The organism is Acinetobacter sp. TY2, from assembly GCF_046269225.1.
GTDB lineage: Bacteria > Pseudomonadota > Gammaproteobacteria > Pseudomonadales > Moraxellaceae > Acinetobacter.
Genome location: NZ_JBJZOR010000009.1, coordinates 1 through 19,189 on the forward strand (window position 1 = coordinate 1; position 19,189 = coordinate 19,189).

Genomic DNA, 19,189 nt, shown 5'->3' on the forward strand with positions numbered 1-19,189 from the left:
TGGCTTGGGTTTGCAGATTCGTTGAAAGCGCGTAGTTGCCTGCATCTGTACCATTTAAAGCACCTGATACATTCACACTCTTATTTGAGCCTGCAGTTTTATCGCTAAATTGACCTTGTGCTGTGATATTGACATTGTCACCACTAATCACACCATTCAGACTACCATTCACAATCGCATTGGTCGTGCCATCGTAGACTTTGTCTTGTGCACTAATTGAGCCTGTGATTTGTTTTTTGGCAATATCCAATACGCCATTTTCATACACAATATTATAGTTAGCACTAGACTCTGCACCTGATACTGTATTCTGATATTGGCCTGCATTTTTACCACTTGCAGCCGTATTGCCAATATTACCTAAAACACCTTGTTTATCATTACCTTTCAAACCTGAAACGACATATCCACCTTGGTTTTGTACTATTCCATTATAAGTCGTATCGAGATTATTTCCTTTGACAGTGGCATTGGCTTTGGTGATGGTATAAGTTCCTTTTTGGAAGGTAATATCATAATTTTTATCACCACTTCCATTTTTATATGCAGCCAAATGATCGTAGGTGCCTGCATCTTTACGTGTAGCAAGTGCATTCACACTGTTGGCTAAAACACTTTCATTCTCACCATCGACCAAACCTTCAGCCTTAAAACTATTTATCTGTTGATTAAATCCATTATATTCACGAGTTTCATCTAGAGCAGTGACAGTAATTTTTTTCTTATTAATAATAAATTTACCATCGACATAGACAATGTCGTAATTCTGAGTTGACTGATTTTCACCTGTCACTTTATTGTCATAAGTTCCTGCGTCTTTACCTGTTACACCTGAAGCCGAAATTGAACCCAATAATATTTCACTCTCACCATTGACCATACCACTCACGGTATAGTCTGGACGGCTCATGGACTGATTTTGACCATTATAAATTTTGTCCGTTTCACTCGAACCAGTCACAGTGACTTTTGCTTTATCGATGGTTAAAGTGCCTTCATTTCCAATAAAGTCGTAGCCTTGTTGATCATCTGAATAATAGGTCGCTTTATAGTCGCCTGCATTTGTTCCACTAACTTGACCTTGAGCTTTATACTTAGACTCATCTAATCCCCAAACATCTGCGAAATGCTGTTCCTTACCGTTATAGATGGTATTTTTATCTTTGAGCGATAAATCAACTGTTGTTAAGTACCGACGTAACAAGGGGCTTGTATTTCCCTCATAGATTCGCCAAACCGTATCTTTACCGCCTAGTTGACTATCTTCATTGAGGAATGAAAAGTTTTTAGCATGTTTCATTTGTTCAGTAGTCAGACCTATTGCATCACCTAAACCTTCGCCTACACCTTTCGATGTCGTTTGTTGATGATCGGTATTCCAATAGGTTGCTACCAGCGTACCGTCATTTTGACCAACTACACCACCGACTTTGCTTGCTCCCGTCACAGTTCCTGTTGTAAAAGCATTTTTAATATTCGCATTTTGGCTATTAAATCCGACCAAACCACCAACCTGATCGACACCTTTGACATCTCCAGTACTATAAATATCCTGAAGTATTCCTGTGTTTTGTCCAACTAAACCACCGACTTGCTGTTGTCCACTTACATTCGCAGTGCTATACACTTCATGTACAGTCTGATTGTTACTTCCGAGCAGCCCACCTACATGCTTCTGCCCCGTAATCGTACCAGAACTATAGATTTCACTCACTTGCCCTTCGTTTTGACCAATTACACCACCAACAAAATCACGTCCCGTAATGTTGGCATCTTTTATACTGAGATGATTAACTGTGCCCTGATTGATTCCAATTAAACCCACTTGGTCGCTATTTTTTCGGTCTATATACAGTTCTTTTATCTGATGACCTAAACCATCAATTACACCTGTAAATGCAGTGTCTTGATCACCAATAGATTTAAAACCATTACCTTCAGAATCACCCCAACTTTGCGTAGCACTGGCATCAATGTCATTACCAATAAGATAATGCCCATCGAGTTGATTATTCACCGCTTGTAATTGTTGAATGGTTTGAATCACACCATAAAAGGCGCCTGTAACATCATCTTTCTTAATGACCTGATTGCTACCTTTGTGATTTTGTAAATATGGCGTGGTTTGATCATTGGCATTTCCCCAAACGGTGTCAAAATCAAAACCGATAAACTGATCTGCTTTGAACATATCCTGACTTGCTAGACCATTTTTATTTGCACTGCCTGCACTCGTCGTTTGACCTGTTCGGTCTTTGTCCCAATAACTGTTATTTACAGTGCCTTGGGTATTTTTCGCGACCAAACCACCTGCAGTCTTATCTGTCGCTGCAACTTTACCTAAGGCATAACTAGTATTAATACTCGCAGCAAGATTTTCACCGACTAATCCACCCACAATGTTATTGCCTGTCACTGAACCGACTGCATAACTGTCTTTAATTTCTGAACCGTAATATGAGTTTCCAGCTAAACCTCCGACATTGCTCCCCCCTGTAACTTGACCTGTTGCATAACTGCGATCAATCACGGCATTGTTATTATTATCTCCGACGAGTCCACCGACAATTTCATCACCTTTCACTGTCCCAGTGGCATAGGAGTTTTCAATCTGAGCGTTGTCATTTGCACCTGCTAGACCACCTACATACAGTGAAAAATCTCCACCTGTTACATTTCCTGTCGCATGAGAATCTTGAATTTGACTGCCATCGTAGTTGCCTCCGACCAAACCGCCAATCGTCGCAATTCCTTCCACATTGGCACGGCTAAAGCTATTTTCAATCAAGCTATTGTGACTTTGTCCAACCAAACCACCAACAAAACTATCACCACGAATGCTGCCACTTTGAACACCAACATTTCGAACAATAGCATCTTGGATTGAGCCAAATAACCCTACACCATAAGCATAGCTTCGATCGATATTGAGACTAGAAACCTTGTGTCCTAAGCCATCAAAACGTCCTGTAAAACTGCCATCCCACTCATTGCCAATTGGGTTAAAACCTTGTTCATCAAAACTCCCCCAATCTTTCGTTACAGTCGCATCAATATCTGCACCTAAAACATAATTTCCAGATAAATCGCCATTGATCCCCTGTAAGTCTGTACCTGATGTTGAGCCCTCATTCCCTAACTGTGTAATGACTGTATAATCAATACGATTGACTGTATTTGTGCCTTTTTGGGTACTAAAATTTTGACCTGCTTGTAAATTGATTTGAGCATTATTATTTAAATAATAGTTGGCATTTTTTTCACCATTTTGCCCATATAGTAGTTCAACTTTTCCATCTTGATGTTGAGCTGTAATATTGGCATTGATGTTGATATCGTTATGTGCTTTTAGCGTAAGTGTAGTGTCTTTATTCCATGTCACTGCTGCGTTGACATGGATATCACCTTTTTCACTTCCTGTATTTTGTGTTTCAAGCTGAATTGAGGTGTTATTCAAATTATTTTGTAATGTGATCGCTCCAATTCCGCTACCCGTTGCTGCCCCTGTGCCCCCATGAATAGTGAAATCAGTTGGATCGATAAGCCATGTACCTGTCTTGGCACCCTCGGCCTTGGTCGATACCTGAGTATCTTGTCCAATATGAACCGTAGCAGCTGAGGTTTCAATAAAGCCTCCATCTTGCCCATTTTTTCCTTCAGCTTTCAGCACACCATTAATATTGGCTGTACCTTGCTCCATATCCGCGAGAAGGACAATTTCACCTTTGGCATTTTTCGTTAAACGGTTGGCTTCGATAATCCCGCTATGATTAACAACTGCTTTACTTAAACTATCTTTGGCTTTCGCAGTTAAATATACAGCGCCATTATTAGCGAGAATAGCGCCTTGGTTGTCAATCAAACCTTGTAAAGTTCCAATATCGACTTGATATTCAGTCAATTGACCATCTTGTAAATGCAAAGTTACCTGATCTGCGGCAGTAAAATGAATCACGCCATTTTTAGACTCAACATTCCCCGTATTAATCACATTCGGCGCAATAAAAGCAATCACACCACCATTGGCAATAATGGAACCATGGTTTTCAACTTTACCTGCACCACCCTGATTTTTTAGAGTAAAGTTGCCACTCATAATATCGCCATCTGTTACATTTAATGTCGATGCAACAATCCCCCCGACATTCACTTGAGCCGTTTTTGAAAAAATGACACCATTCGGGTTCAGTAAAAATACCTGACCATTGGCGTTCAATTTCCCCATAATTTGGCTAGCATTACTATCTAAAACACGGTTTACAGCAATAGAAGATGAATTTGGCTGATGAAAGTTAACCGTAGCATTTTGTCCAATATTGAAATCATTCCATTGAATTCCAACATTTTGACTATTTTGATGAACATTCAGCGTATTGTTATTTTGACTAATTTGAGCCGAGCCAACAGTTATATTGCCTCCTGTTGGTAACTGAGTATCGTAAATACTTGCCCATACAGATAATGGAAGTAGGGCTAAACTTAATAAGGCTAGTCGAGCAAAATCAAACCAATTTTTTTGTACTTCTACAGGTTTGACTTGGGATGAGGACTGACTGTTTTTTGAATACCCTCTACTTTGTTCAGAAGTTACTTGAGAGCAATTTAGACGCTTATTCCATACTGTCTTATAAACCTTATTCATTTATAGCCTACCTTCAAATTTAATTTTAACACTGAGTATCTATTTCTGTTTTATTTTCAATCAGAAAATGTATTCACAATTTAAATTATGTGACCTCAATATCATTTCCGATAAAAAATAATAATAGATTATTATTAATAAAGTAAGAAAACCAACAACAAAGAAAGATACATTGTTTTAATTAATATAAATATACAAAAAATTAAAAATAAAAGAACAAATAATAAAAATTGATCATTTATAACAATAATTGTCAAACTACTATTCAAACTCACACATTATAAATTAACAAATAATAAATAATTTCAACAAATTAACAAGATGTAGTTAAAATAAAAATAAAAAAAATTGACTTTTTCTATGTTTTAAAAATAAAAACAACAACAAAATCACATATTATAAAAATCTAATTATCTACATTTAAATAATATTTAATATATTATTTAAACAACATCCAAATAATATACAGAACATATTATTTATCAAAAAATCATCAATTTGGTCAATATTGGTATGAAAATCTCAAGAAAATATTCAATTAGTACATTATCACTTTGTATATCGGCACTATTATTTGCCGCATATGATGAAAACTCACAAAATACAACGGAGAATAATCATTTAGAATTAATACCTAGTTCTGCACCAGTACAGGCATCTATTGAGTCACGCACATTGACAACCTATGCTACATATCCAGAACCAACTAAGGATATTTTTGACGACGCAACACTCGGCTTTTATGATCAAGACGCAACTGGAAATACTCGTGTGGTTCGTAATGACCTCACGGGTAATTTTGCAGCGATGATTCAATTTGCACAAAACCATACGGTTGATCCACAAGGCAATGCAGCAAAACAAATGCCTCGTTTAACCAGTGAAAAAGATGCGCTGTTATTGGTCACGCCCACCCCAGAAATGGGCGAGATAGAAAGCTTAAATGCTGAGATTTATTTGAATAGTCGATTAATACGCCGTATAGCACTACAAGATCCTACTCAAATCCCTGCTTCTGACCAAACCAATACCGATCGACCAGCCGTCCAGTATTCTAAACGTGCCTGGAGCGCAGCTTTAAAGTGGGATGAGGTAAAACCCGGTTTAAATATTAGAATTGTAGATGCAAAGTCTCGTAAAAATGGTCGTTTAGCAGCTGATTTAATTGATTTTGCTGCACCGGGTGAGTTGCTTGTCCAATCTATTCGTTTAGGTATGTTGACCAATCCACCTAATGGCAATTATTTATTTTTGAACCAACCTGAGCAGGCTGGTTCAGATTATTTACAGACGATTCCTGCTGCAAAAATTACTGTTAGTCGATACGATGATATGATTTTAAACAGAGTCATGGTGGGATCTGGCAAGATTTATGATGCCATCAGTGATACTAGCGGTGATGTATATGGTGGTGACATGCGTGGTGATACTGCAAAATCCACCTTTAGTACAGGGATCAATCTCGCTAACTGGGGTGTTACTAGCTCAGGTATGGTGAGTCAGCAGCAACCGCAAGTGACCCAAAGTGTCGTGATTCACCATGCACGTGGCAAATACCAAAATGGAGATGTTACACATGGTTTAAGTGGAGGAAATGGAATTCTAACGCTGATTGATTCTGTAGATAATGAATTTAGTCATGAAATTGGTCACCACTATGGTTTAGGACATTATCCTGGTCAAAGTGGTGAGAACTATTTTTGGGCCTCTCATCACCACGACAGCGGTTGGGGATATATGGCACATCGTGATCGTATGCGAGGCAATATTCGTTGGAATGTTACAGATTTATCAAACCGTCTAAACGGTACAGTATTATTCAATAATCAATATACATTTGCACCTGATTCAATGGCTGGGGGAAGTTTCCAAAGCTCATTATCACGTTATACGCATTATACGGGTTATAGTACCTATCATAAAATTCAGCCTGCTTTTAGCAAACCCGTTTGGGATCAAACTTCTCCAACAGGGTATAAAGTTTGGAATGCGACTACACGTCAAATGGAAGTTTATCAACCCAAAGTACCTAACTCGAATCAAGTTTGGTATAACAGTGTAGATGGTAATTTTTTAAAACCGACTCAGTTTGGTGTGCCTGTGTTTACCATAGTCGGTGGTTATGATCCTATTGCTAATACAGGTCTTCTATATCCTGCCGCACGTGGTAATTGGGGTAATGTATTTAGTCTACCAAAAACCAATACCAATCTGAATAATGCCAGCTGTTGGTTACATATTAATTATAGCAATAAAGCAGCAGAAGACATTGCTTTAGCACCTACACGTATGGGCAGCAACGCCAATAAAATTCATGTGAATTTAGCACAAAATGACAACCCTCAACAAGTTGATTTATATTGTAAACAGGTGAACCAACAAGCCATTAAGCTATCATCTATTAATATTCCTGTGTATGCAAACCCATTACCACCAGCGGTTATATTTGGTCAGAAATATGGTTTTGATGCACTACGTAAAGTCGAATTACCAGAGCTGGAGCTAGCTTTGTTAAACAATCAAGGTAAGGCTATTCCAAGCCTATCTACGCGTAATAAAGTACTTTACAAGGCTTATCGTGACTATAGACAAGAGTTATCACCTGCTGCCTCTGCTGAATTAGATCGCTATGAAGCACAAGAAAAAATATTGTATCGTTTAAATCGCTGGATCAATGTCTATCATACTGATTTAAAGGGTAATGTTAACGCAGCGAATATTGCTTTGAAAAATTTTGTCAGTACGCTTGGTCTCAATAACAGTGATCCTATGGCTGGGGCAACCATGTTGGTCATGCCAAATATGAATTCCGCTTGTATGAAAACTGAAATTTCGACAACAACAGGATTACCTGAAGTCTTTATCAGTGGTAAAAACGGTTGTGATGGCAGTAACTCAACGTTATGGATTCATGATGCCGTAGGTAAGGTCCATAGTGTTCAATATCCTGCATATTGTTTATCTGGAGCTGCGCTAGCTCAATGTAATAACAATACGAGTAATCAAATTTGGGAAACACCTATTTCAGGCTCTACTCAGCAATTTCGACAAAACAACAGTTGCCTTGATTTGAGTGGTGGTTGGACGCCTACACCAGATGGTCGTGGTAAATTAATCACTTATGGTTGTGGTGGTGGTAACAACCAAAAATGGACAATTACTCAACAGAGCCAAAACTTTATTCTCGCTGCAGCGACAGGGCAAAACCTTCCACTTTTAAATAATGCATTGAACTCTCAATAAAATTAATTTTTTCATTTCGAATAGGAGGATTTATTATCCTCTTATTCGAGTCACTTTTTATAAAAACTCTATTTTATGTTTAATTTTAATAATTTGTTATTGATTAAATTATAGACACTTTAAAATAACTAAATTATTTCATTCCTTCAAGCATTTAAAGATCATCTTATTGCGAAATATCGCTATTAGATCTCGAAAATGCTTTAGTCAATATCATCTAATATCTCATGATTTAAATACATATTTGCACAACCAACTCAGTGTTTTATTTTCTTATTATTTTCATCATAAGCTAATCACGCATATTCTGAAATAACATCTTCCCTAATGACAACTCATTCTTTTTATGTAGAGTTAGACTATCTGTATCACTTTTTCACTTTAAATCAGCTCCTGTATGAAATGATAAATACTATTTATTGTTAAAAACTCTTCATACGAATTATTTTTTGTTATAAACATAAATGAAAAAAAGCCCTTGCAAATACAAGGGCTTTTTAGATATTTGGCGGAAGCGGTGAGATTCGAACTCACGGAGGACTCACACCCTCGTCGGTTTTCAAGACCGGTGCATTCAACCGCTCTGCCACGCTTCCATGGGCGTCATAATATAAATAATTTTGATTATAAGCAAATACTTTCACCTATTTTCAAATCAAGTGGGTAAATTTAGAACAATTTTAACGCCATTGTATAGTTTAATCCTGTTTGTAGCGAATTGAGTTGATATACCAATGCTTTTTACCCAACGGCGTTACCACCTCAACCTCATCATCGACCTGTTTCGATAACAAAGCTCGAGCCATAGGTGAATCAATGGAAATATTTTGAGGATGGTGATCATAAATTTCATCGATACCGACAACACGCAATGTTTTAACATCACCCTCATCATTTTCAATATCAACCCATGCACCAAAATAAACCTTACCATCCTGTTCAGGTGAAAAATCAATGATACGTAATTCTTCCAAACGCTTACCCAAATAACGTACACGGCGGTCAATTTTTCTAAGTATTTGTTTATTGTACTGATAATCAGCATTTTCCGATCTATCACCAAGGCTTGCTGCCCAATTTACTTTTTTAGTAATTTCAGGTCTTTCTTCATGCCAAAGCCGCTTTAATTCCGCGACCAATAAATCATGTCCCTCACGGGTAATTAAGTTTGATTTCATAATATAGTCTGTGATCAATCTTACATACGTTTACTTAATATCGCATGTTATAACGTATTTTAATTACTAAAGTTGGTAAATATTTTTAATATTATATATCAACAACTTAAATCATTACAAAATACGTAAAATTGTACAAAATTTGACAAGTCAAAAAATAAGCAGTATTATACGCGCCATCTTTAGTAACATTACTATTTATTTTTGTAGTTTTTCTACAAATATTTCCCATATGTCATTATGAATGACGTCCATGAATTGCCCACCCTTATTGTATTTAAACACTTTTAAGAATTCATTTGGCTCCATAGCTGTGAATTTTTCTGGGCAGTAATTACCTGTAGCGGAGACAACATGCACAGTAGTTCAACTTCTGGGTCGAGGCTTAGCCTAAACTCATTTTTTCAACCACTCCCTCTGAAAATTCTTGTATTAAGTTGCTTATTTGTTCCATTCCACACAATCAATGCAACAAAAGCAAATCAGTACAATACCGTACTTAACTCAAACAAACTGACCGTAGTTGCTGTATCCAATCCATCTATTGTCTTTAAGGATGGTCGCTTTAAACATGGTTTTGCACACGACCTTGCGAACAACTACGCTCGTAGTCTAAATGTAAAACTTGATTTGAAAACAGTTCCTGATAATGCCACTGCATTGAAAATGGTTTCACAAGGTAAAGCAAGCTTTGCCATTACTACAGCCGATATCCAAACCATTGAGGAAAAAAAACTCACAAGTTTTTCAGCAACCTGTGGAGATTTTAGTAGCCTGAGTAAAAATGGTCTGAGTAATAAGATCAATTGGGTATTCAAAAGTAGTGAAGACCCTTTGACCGATACTGCAAGTGGTTTTATCTGTCAAAGTAAACAGAATGGTTCAATTCAACAACTTGCCTCTTTTTATAACCGTAATGTGATTAAGCAGCAAGATTGGAATATCATTCAACGTGATCTGAGCAAACGCATGCCCATCTATAAGGCAAGCTTTCAGAAAACGGCACAGCAATATGATCTAGATTGGCACTTCTTGGCAGCCATTGGTTATCAAGAATCATATTTAAAACCCGACTCTGTTTCTCCCACAGGTGTTCGTGGCATTATGATGCTGACTAATAATACGGCGAAAGCGATGGGCGTAAGCAACCGTACTGACCCTGCTCAAAGTATTCAAGGCGGCGCAAAGTATTTTGATCAAATGCTGTCTCGCTACTCCCACATTCGTAACCCCGATCGTAACTGGTTTGCGTTAGTGGCTTACAATATGGGGCCAGGTGCTGTAGATGGTATTCAAAAACGTCTACGTGCTCAGGGCAAAAACCCAAATGATTGGATGACGATGTATAACTTTTTACAGCACAATCAGGCGAGTAATGGACGTTATAAACAAGCCGTTCAATATGTAACGCGTATTCGGTCATATCTCGAACACATTAAGACTTCACCGAAATTACTTGAAATTTAAGTCATCTCGTTTCAGCAAATCTACATTCTAAATGAATAGGCTTCTACGTCATTTCATTTAAGCAAAAAAAAAAGCTTATCTCTAGACTAGAGATAAGCTTTTTTTCAATACTGTAATTGATTTAGAGCTTCAATTACGCAGTTTGTTCAAGAACTTTCTTGAATAAATCTTTTTGTTCTTGGCTTGGTTTTGCAGTTTGCAAAGCCATAAGTTGAGACATATCACCTTGAACTTTTATTTTACCTGTCATGAATGCTTGCATTGCGGCAGCCATATCGAACTCTAAGAATACTTTACGTAACGTTTCAGCATCCATATTTAGTGTTGTTTTAGCACTTGCAGAACTACCTTTAACAATCTTTCCGCCATCTAAAGCAAGTTCTGTATCACCAGACGCATCAGAAACAACTAGGTTAATTGCAAGACCAGCCAATGCAGGTGGCAAGTTTAAATCACCAGCTTCTGCTGTAAGTTTTTCGACAGTTGCAAACCAATCATCAGTTAAAAATGCAGCCATGATCATTCCTCAATGTATTTATTCAATTTATTGTGTTGTCTATCCCAACAACATCAGGGTGAAGCTTTTTTGCTTGCATAATGTTATAGCATGATAATTTTACTTTGGGCTAACGTTTTTTGTACGCAGTGTTCAATTTTTACATGATTGAACAAAATTCAAATAAAAATCAGGCACTCACTATAAAATGAATGCCTGATCAATGGTTTTTTTAAATGTTTTAGTACAACAAATTAATCTGCTGCAATACTCAAATTGACCACATCAAGACGATTTTTCGTTTCTTCTGTATCGCATTTCATATCAAACTCTCGTTGCTCATCTAACTTTTCAAAGTCAAACAATTCACGGTCAGCCAGTTGTGATGGCGATACATTTTGTAAAGCACCAAAAATACTATGTAAACGTTTTGGATGTTGTTTATCCCAGTCACGTAACATGTCATTCAAAATTGCACGCTGTAAGTTTTCCTGAGAACCACACAAATTACATGGAATAATTGGGAACTTACGCATTTCTGCATACTTGATGATGTCTTTTTCCTCCACATAAGCAAGTGGACGAATCAGGATATTTTTCTTATCCGAAGACAACAATTTAGGTGGCATGGCTTTTAAGCTACCACCATGAAACAAGTTTAAGAAGAATGTTGCCAAAATATCATCACGGTGATGCCCAAGCGCTACTTTGGTTGCACCAATCTCTTGCGCAAAGCCATATAGTGAACCACGGCGTAAACGTGAACACACTGCACAGTAGGTTTTACCTTCAGGTGTAAGACGCTTAGTAATCGTATAGGTATCTTTTTCCAAGATGTAATACGGAATATTGTTTTCTTCCATATAACGTGGCAAAACATCTTCTGGGAAACCAGGCTGTTTTTGATCTAAATTAACAGCAACGACATCAAAATTGATGGGTGCAATACGTTTAAACTGCAACATAATATCAAGCAATGTGTAACTGTCTTTGCCGCCAGAAACACAAACCATCACCTTGTCACCTTCTTCGATCATTTTAAAATCACGAATCGCATGACCAACCTGACGACGAAGCTTTTTCAATAGACGATGATAAGCCGAACTATCTGGTAGTTCAGGCTTGAAATTAAACCCTTGATCGGACTCAACTGGCGAGTACATAGACGAGTATTACCCATAAAAAAATACCGCACGATTTTATCTGATTTCACCTCGCTACGCATCTAAAGATTATTTATTTTTACTACAGCCTACCTTTCGTCATCTTTTTGACATCATGTGAACTTTACAATCATTGGGCTTCACTTATTTTGGCTAATTAACACCCAAGTTGCTTATCTTTTGGACTTTTCCACAGTTCTCCACAAAATCTGTGGATAAAAGTGTGGATTCTTTAGGGCTTGACAGCGCTATGCCCCTAGATAATGGGCATCCTGATTAAATTGATCACTTTTTAACCACTATTTTTTTCACATTAAAATCATATGCTTACTCAAGTCAATAGACCTATATGAAAAAATAAATTAAATATTTTTTGATTATTAAGCCAACAATAACGACTTGATTTTTTCAAAAGATTTAGGTAAAAATTAATTCAAGGTTTTTCTTCTGAATTAACTTTGATAAACTCCTGCTTGTCAGTTGAGGTTAAAACTAATTACTACAATGAAAAAATTTATTCAAAATTCATATTTTTTAATTTTTGGGGTGATCGGTGCTACATCGGTAAACCTATCTGCCTACGCAGGCCAAATGTATATTTATAAAGATAAGAATGGCAGCACATTGCTCACCAATCGCAAAAGTTCAGATCAATCGCTCACTAAAGTTAAAGCGACCTATTATGCTGACAGTAACATTCACAGTTATAGCAATTGGGGGAATTCTGAAGCAGCGGTATTACCAAGTTATAGCCGTGGCAAAAATGCGTATGACCATATTATTCGTCAAGCAGCACAAACGCATGGTGTTTCGGAAGGTTTAATTAAAGCTGTTATGCATACAGAGTCGGGCTTTAATTCAAATGCTCGCTCGCCAGTTGGTGCGCAAGGACTAATGCAACTCATGCCTGCAACAGCACGGCGTTTTAATGTTTCTAATGCCTACGATCCACAACAAAATATTTTCGGTGGAGCAAAGTATCTAGGTTGGTTAATAAAACGGTTTAATGGCAATACCTCACTTGCATTAGCGGCTTACAATGCGGGTGAAGGAAATGTTGCAAAATATGGTGGTATTCCACCTTTTCGTGAAACACAGGATTACGTTCGCCGTGTTACGAGCCGTTATTCCAATTTATATGCTGGTGGAATTTCTTCAGCCAATAGCAATACTAATGCCTTAGTCAGCGAATCAGCACCACAAGGGCAACTGATTGCTTCAGGCTCATCAAACAATTCCAACAATAGTCGTAACAACACATCAAATTCGAATAGTCATTCACCACGTCAAATTATTGTTTCTTCAGATGGTACATTTACAGATGCTCCTGGCTCATACTCAACCAATAATGCAACAGCATCTGCACGTATTACAATTGAAAATTAATACCTAATTTAGTTCTAATTCAATATAGCGCTACATTAAAAGTTCAATCTGCGTTTAAAAAAAAGCCAGTATGAGTATTTTTAAACTATTCAATATATTTAAAATAAACGCTATTCTCTAAAAATGAGAATAGCGTATATTTTACATTTTAATTATTTGTTATTTATGCACCTAATATCGATATAAATAATTACTCCTGCCCCACAGCCACATCGTTTTTTTCGATTATTCTTGAATTTTCAAAGGCTAAACCGCATATTAATTTAAGATTTATATTTTTTATAAATTACCCTATATCATTTTTAATAAAAGGATACTCTCAATGATGCGGATTGGTTTGTTTTTGCTAACCAACCTCGCTGTGGTTGTAATCGCTGGTATCATCCTGTCTGTACTGGGTGTTGGTAGCTATCGCAGCGCCGGCGGTTTAGACCTAAGCAATCTCTTAGTGCTATGTTTTGTCTTTGGTATGGTTGGCTCAATTGTGTCGCTGTTCATGTCGAAATGGATGGCGTTAAAAACAACAGGTACTGAGTTAATTGACCCTAATGCCCCACGTAACCAAGCAGAGGCATGGTTGCTACAAGAAGTTGCTCAACTTTCAGAGCGTGCAGGCATTAAAATGCCTGACGTGGGTATTTTCCCATCGTATCAGTCGAATGCTTTTGCAACGGGCTGGAACAAAAATGATGCACTAGTTTCCGTGTCTACAGGATTACTTGAGCGTATGAACCAAGATGAATTGCGTGCTGTTCTTGCGCATGAGATTGGTCACGTGGCAAATGGTGACATGGTTACCCTTGCGCTGATTCAAGGTGTAGTCAACGCCTTTGTCATGTTCTTTGCTCGTATTGTAGGTGACTTCATTGACCGAAATGTCTTCGGTCGTGCCGATGATGCACCTCCAGGATTGGCATTTATTGCAATCACGATGGTACTCGATATTGTATTTGGTATTTTAGCGTCTTCAATTGTCATGTGGTTCTCACGTCAACGTGAATACCGTGCCGATGAAGCAGGTGCTCAACTTGCAGGTAAAGAAGCAATGATTTCAGCTTTATTACGTTTACAAGCTGAGTCTGAAATGCCTGATCAAATGCCAAAAGAAATGAAAGCATTTGCAATTACTGAAGGTAAAGAACAAGGTTTCAGTTTGGCTGCATTATTCCAAACGCATCCAAGTATTGAACAACGTGTTGCGGCTTTACGCCAATTGAATGTAAATTAAGTCAGAAATCTAAGCAATTTCATATTTTCATAATAACAAAGCCTCCTTAATGGAGGCTTTGTTATTTTATATCCTAAAATGCAAAATACGATTTTTTATATAAAAATTAATCTATTTGAATACATCGTATGAGACTTCCATTGGGGTCAATGACACAAAATAGCTCTATTTCCTCTGAACACTCTATTTCGGTGATTCGTGCATTTGGAAACTTTGTCCAATCCAATGCTTGCCAAACATGAAAAAGATCATGCATTGTATGTGTTCTTAAACACGCACTAAACCATGACTCTTTTCGGTCAAGTTGAGGATGATGAAAAAACTCTAGCATAAGGCTATCTTTGCTTAAAATCATCCATTGTTCAGATTGATAATCACACTTAAAACCTAAAAATGCATAAAATTGACGTGTATGATCAAAATCAATGGCAGGAAGATTTGCCGAAATATAGTCTTGCATAACATCACCCTATTTTATCGACCTACGCTTTAAAATCATGTCGCCTTTAAACTTTGATACCAATCCCACAACACATTGAGCCCAAACCACATCGCTAGGCCAATCAAAATTAAGACAATAAGTCCCAATAGATCTGGAATATGTAGCCATACCCAAACCACAATGGGATTACGCCAAAAAGCTGAATTTTGCTGCTTTTGTTCAAGTTTTTCATGTAAAAATGGATGTACGATATGATCATCAGACTGAATTTGGTATTCTGTACGAATATGATCATGCACGACATCTAAAGCACGGCGACTTGGTCTTATAAAAATATCAAATATTGTCCCCACAATCGGGATTAAACCTACGACACCATCCATAACAGCAAGCTTCAACACACCATTGAGCTTACTTTGCGGCACACCAATTTGTTTGGCTTTATACACCGCATAACAGGTTAATATAAAGCCTGCTACATCACCCGCTACAGGAATCGTACTCAATGCAGCATCGGCACCTACACCTTGCTTAGTGAAAGGGATACGTACCACCGAGTCCATCATATTGGCAAACTTCGCTAAATCTCGCTCTAAGCGGATGACATCTTGAGTCGCTAATTTTTTTTCTTGTCTCACAACGCCCTACTTTTCATAAAATGATGCCGAATGTTCAGTATCAGTATAAATGATTTATTCTATAGGTTGATCTAATTTTGCTTTAAACAAAGTACGTATCAGTACATACAAAAACGGAATAAACAACAATACTAAAACCGTACCAAAGATTACCCCGCCCAATACGCTCACACCGATTTCTTGACGACTTGCAGCACCTGCACCAAGCGCAAAAACTAAAGGAAGTACACCGGCACCAAAAGCTAAAGATGTCATCAGAATTGGCCGTAAACGAAGCCCTGCTCCTTCCAGTGCTGCAGCAACTGCTGTTTTACCTTTCTCTTGTGCCAAAGCCGCAAATTCAACAATCAAAATTGCATTTTTACATGACAAACCAATGGTCGTGAGAAGTGCAATTTGAAAGTAAATATCATTTGGGAAGCCAACTAATTTACTGAATATAATATTTCCACCTATCCCTAAAGGGATCGCTGCAATCACAGCTGTCGGAATCGTCCAACTTTCATATAAGGCTGCCAAACAGAGAAAAATAAAGCCGATGGAAATGAGATACAGTAAACCTGATTGCCCACTCGATTTTTGTTCCTCAAAAGATAGACCACTCCAAGCCACATCCAAACCATCATTTTGATTGACCAAGTGTTGGATATCACTCATCGCTTGACCAGAACTGCTGCCCTTAGCATTGATCGCTTCCATTTGCACAGCCGTATAACCTTGAAATCGATTCACAACATCAGGACCACCTTCCCATTCAATCGTAGCAAAGTTACTAAAAGGAATCATTTGATTCTGTGCATTGCGAACAGTCCACGTTTGTAAATCTTCAGGCTTTGAACGGAACTCGGCATCGCCTTGCATCATCACCCGTTTAATTCGTCCACGATCAATAAAATCATTCACATACGAACCGCCCCATGCCGTTGATAAAGTACTGTTAATTGCAGTTTGTGACAGACCATTTGCTAATGCTAGTTTCTGATCTACATAGATTTTCAACTTGGCTTTATCAGGATTAGAGCGTTTATCTAAATTTTCAAAAGAGCTAAATTGTTTCGCTTGCTCTTGTAAAGTGCTGAATTGTTGATTTAAATACTTACGCCCCTGTCCATTTACATCTTGCAACCAAAACTCCAAGCTATCACTATCACCTAAACCGTTCACAGAAGAAGGTAAACTGATGGTAATGCGTGCATTGGGGTTTTGACTAAAATATTTCATGGCACGTTCACGAATGGCTTGTGCAGAATTATCAGTTCCTGAACGATCATTCCAATGTTTTAATGCAATAAATCCCGTTCCTAAATTTTGTCCTGTTCCTGAAAAATTTCGACCATAACGAATTAAGACAATCTCTACATTTTGCTTTTCTTGATCTAAGAAATACTCTCGAATACTTTCTCCAATCTTCTGACTGCTCGACATCGGCGCACCATCGGCTAAACGGAACTGTACACTGAGCATGCCTTGATCTTCACTTGGAATAAAACTTGTTGGTAATGTCCGATAGGTCAGCGCAAACACTGCCATTAAACCGACTAACAGCGTTAGAACCACCCATTTTAAATTTAAGGTTTTTTTGATAAGGGTAATATAAGCCAGTTTTAAATTTTCTAGTTTTTCATTAAACCATGTTGCCCAACGCATCGGCTTTGGATTAGGTTTCAAAATGATGGCACATAAGGCAGGTGTCAGAATCAAAGCCACCAAGAGTGATAAGGTCATCGCAGCCACAAGTGTGATGGAAAATTGCCGATAAATCACACCCGTAGACCCTGTAAAAAATGCCATCGGAATAAATACAGCAGTCAAAACCACGGTAATCCCAATCAATGCACCCGTCATTTCCTGCATTGACTCAATTGAAGCTTCTTTAGCAGTCAAACCTTGCTCATGCATAAGCCGTTCAACATTTTCCACGACGACAATTGCATCATCGACCAACAAACCGATCGCCAATACTAAAGCAAATAAAGTTAATGTGTTAATACTCATACCAAGCACATTCAACACAGCAAATGTACCCAAAATTACAATCGGCACAGTAATAGTTGGTATCAACGTGGCACGCCAACTTTGTAGAAAAATGAACATTACCAAAACCACTAAAATGATGGCTTCTAATAATGTTTTTATGACTTCTTTAATCGACTCTTGTACAAATGGTGTGTTATCTCGTGGATAAACAATTTTATAACCTTGAGGCAATTTTTCAGAAATTTTTACCAATTCAGCTTTTATTAGAGCTGAAGTTGCTAGCGCATTTGCACCTGAAGACAATGAAATTGCCATTCCCGAAGATGGATAGCCATTAATAGTATTAAAAGATTGGTAGTTTTCCGCACCCAATTCAATACGAGCAACATCTTTTAAGTAGACATAACTGCCATCAATATTGGATTTGACAATGATATTTTTAAACTCATCGACCGTTTTTAAACGCGAGCCCGCAGTGACCTTAGCATTTAGATATTGATCTGCCACAACCGGTAAATCACCGACACCGCCTGCAGCCACTTGAGTATTTTGTGCTTCAATTGCACTACGAACATCACTTGGCATCAGTTGATATTGACGAAGTAAATTCGGATTTAGCCAAATTCGCATGGCATATTGCGAACCAAACACATCCAATTCACCAATGCCTTCAATTCGTGATAATTCATCTTCAATGTGATCAGATAAATAATCACCCAATTCGATGTTGTTACTTTTGCCTGTTTCATCGTACAGCCCAACCACCATAAACGTATCACCGAGTGATTTATTTACCGTAACTCCTTGACGTTGCACATCGTCAGGTAATCGATTCAGGACACCATTAATACTATTTTGTACTTGGACTTGTGCAGTATCGGGATCTGTACCGTTTTCAAAACTAATGCTAATTCGAGCGCGACCTGAAGAATCACTACTCGAACTAAAATAAAGTAAATTATCAATCCCTTTAATTTGCTGCTCTAAAACCTGAGTCACGCTTTCTTCAACAGTTTCGGCATCTGCCCCTGTATAAGTGGTGGATACAGAAATTCGAGGTGGTGCAATATCGGGGTAACGCTCAACGGGCAAATTTAAAACCGAAAAAATACCTAAAGCCATCACGATAATGGCAAGTACACAAGCAAAAATGGGACGTTGAATAAAAAATTTTGAGAGCATCAGATTAGGTTCTGTGTCAAATGAATGTGATTAATGTCACTGCCAATCATCACTAGCAATAAGTAATTCCGTTTCTTGCAATGATCTTGTGTGACTTAAGGCAAAAATTCAAGAGAAATAACAGAAATCCGAATCATCAAGCCAAAT

At 37.7% G+C, this 19,189-nt stretch carries 11 protein-coding genes and 1 tRNA gene; 4 read left to right on the forward strand and 8 right to left on the reverse strand.

Annotated features, from left to right (window positions below; genetic code table 11):
* Positions 1-4,642: GLUG motif-containing protein (locus tag ACK1JC_RS07395; protein WP_409511223.1), on the reverse strand; the 4,642-nt coding region annotated here is incomplete at its 3' end.
* Positions 4,643-5,155: 513 nt separating this feature from the next.
* On the opposite strand from ACK1JC_RS07395, the gene ACK1JC_RS07400 reads away from it, so the two are divergent.
* On the forward strand, positions 5,156-7,885 hold the full coding sequence (locus ACK1JC_RS07400; protein WP_409511224.1) for a M66 family metalloprotease: 2,730 nt from the start codon (positions 5,156-5,158) through the stop codon (positions 7,883-7,885).
* A gap of 506 nt (positions 7,886-8,391) precedes the next feature.
* Here the strand turns inward: ACK1JC_RS07400 and ACK1JC_RS07405 are convergent.
* Positions 8,392-8,481, reverse strand: a tRNA-Ser gene (locus tag ACK1JC_RS07405).
* A gap of 102 nt (positions 8,482-8,583) precedes the next feature.
* Positions 8,584-9,063, reverse strand: coding sequence for a transcription elongation factor GreB (gene greB / locus ACK1JC_RS07410; RefSeq protein ID WP_409511225.1), 480 nt, complete (start codon positions 9,061-9,063; stop codon positions 8,584-8,586).
* Between the two features lie 354 nt (positions 9,064-9,417).
* Here greB and ACK1JC_RS07415 point away from each other — a divergent pair, with 354 nt between their 5' ends.
* Positions 9,418-10,530: a transglycosylase SLT domain-containing protein gene (locus tag ACK1JC_RS07415; RefSeq protein WP_409511226.1), complete on the forward strand. Its 1,113-nt coding sequence runs from the start codon at positions 9,418-9,420 to the stop codon at positions 10,528-10,530.
* Positions 10,531-10,663: 133 nt separating this feature from the next.
* On the opposite strand, the gene ACK1JC_RS07420 is transcribed toward ACK1JC_RS07415, so the two are convergent.
* Both ACK1JC_RS07420 and ttcA read right to left on the reverse strand, forming a co-directional pair.
* Entirely contained in the window at positions 10,664-11,047 is a 384-nt protein-coding gene (locus ACK1JC_RS07420) for an SCP2 sterol-binding domain-containing protein (protein WP_409511227.1), read from the reverse strand.
* Between the two features lie 233 nt (positions 11,048-11,280).
* Positions 11,281-12,189 (reverse strand): tRNA 2-thiocytidine(32) synthetase TtcA, encoded by a 909-nt coding sequence (ttcA, locus tag ACK1JC_RS07425; RefSeq protein WP_409511228.1) that lies wholly within the window; start codon positions 12,187-12,189, stop codon positions 11,281-11,283.
* A 591-nt stretch (positions 12,190-12,780) separates the two neighbouring features.
* Here ttcA and ACK1JC_RS07430 point away from each other — a divergent pair.
* Both ACK1JC_RS07430 and htpX read left to right on the forward strand, forming a co-directional pair.
* The gene (locus ACK1JC_RS07430; protein ID WP_409511229.1) at positions 12,781-13,575 is read left to right on the forward strand and encodes a lytic transglycosylase domain-containing protein; all 795 of its coding nucleotides are present in this window, start codon (positions 12,781-12,783) and stop codon (positions 13,573-13,575) included.
* Between the two features lie 322 nt (positions 13,576-13,897).
* Positions 13,898-14,803 (forward strand): protease HtpX, encoded by a 906-nt coding sequence (gene htpX, locus ACK1JC_RS07435; protein ID WP_409511230.1) that lies wholly within the window; start codon positions 13,898-13,900, stop codon positions 14,801-14,803.
* Between the two features lie 106 nt (positions 14,804-14,909).
* Here the strand turns inward: htpX and ACK1JC_RS07440 are convergent, their stop codons facing one another.
* The 3 genes from ACK1JC_RS07440 to ACK1JC_RS07450 are packed head-to-tail and all read right to left on the reverse strand — an operon-like array spanning position 14,910 to position 19,042.
* Complete coding sequence (locus ACK1JC_RS07440) at positions 14,910-15,263, reverse strand: hypothetical protein (protein WP_409511231.1); 354 nt, start codon at positions 15,261-15,263, stop codon at positions 14,910-14,912.
* Between the two features lie 35 nt (positions 15,264-15,298).
* Entirely contained in the window at positions 15,299-15,883 is a 585-nt protein-coding gene (locus tag ACK1JC_RS07445) for a DUF4112 domain-containing protein (protein ID WP_409511232.1), read from the reverse strand.
* Between the two features lie 54 nt (positions 15,884-15,937).
* The gene (locus tag ACK1JC_RS07450; protein WP_409511233.1) at positions 15,938-19,042 is read right to left on the reverse strand and encodes a multidrug efflux RND transporter permease subunit; all 3,105 of its coding nucleotides are present in this window, start codon (positions 19,040-19,042) and stop codon (positions 15,938-15,940) included.
* Between the last annotated feature and the right edge of the window lie 147 nt (positions 19,043-19,189).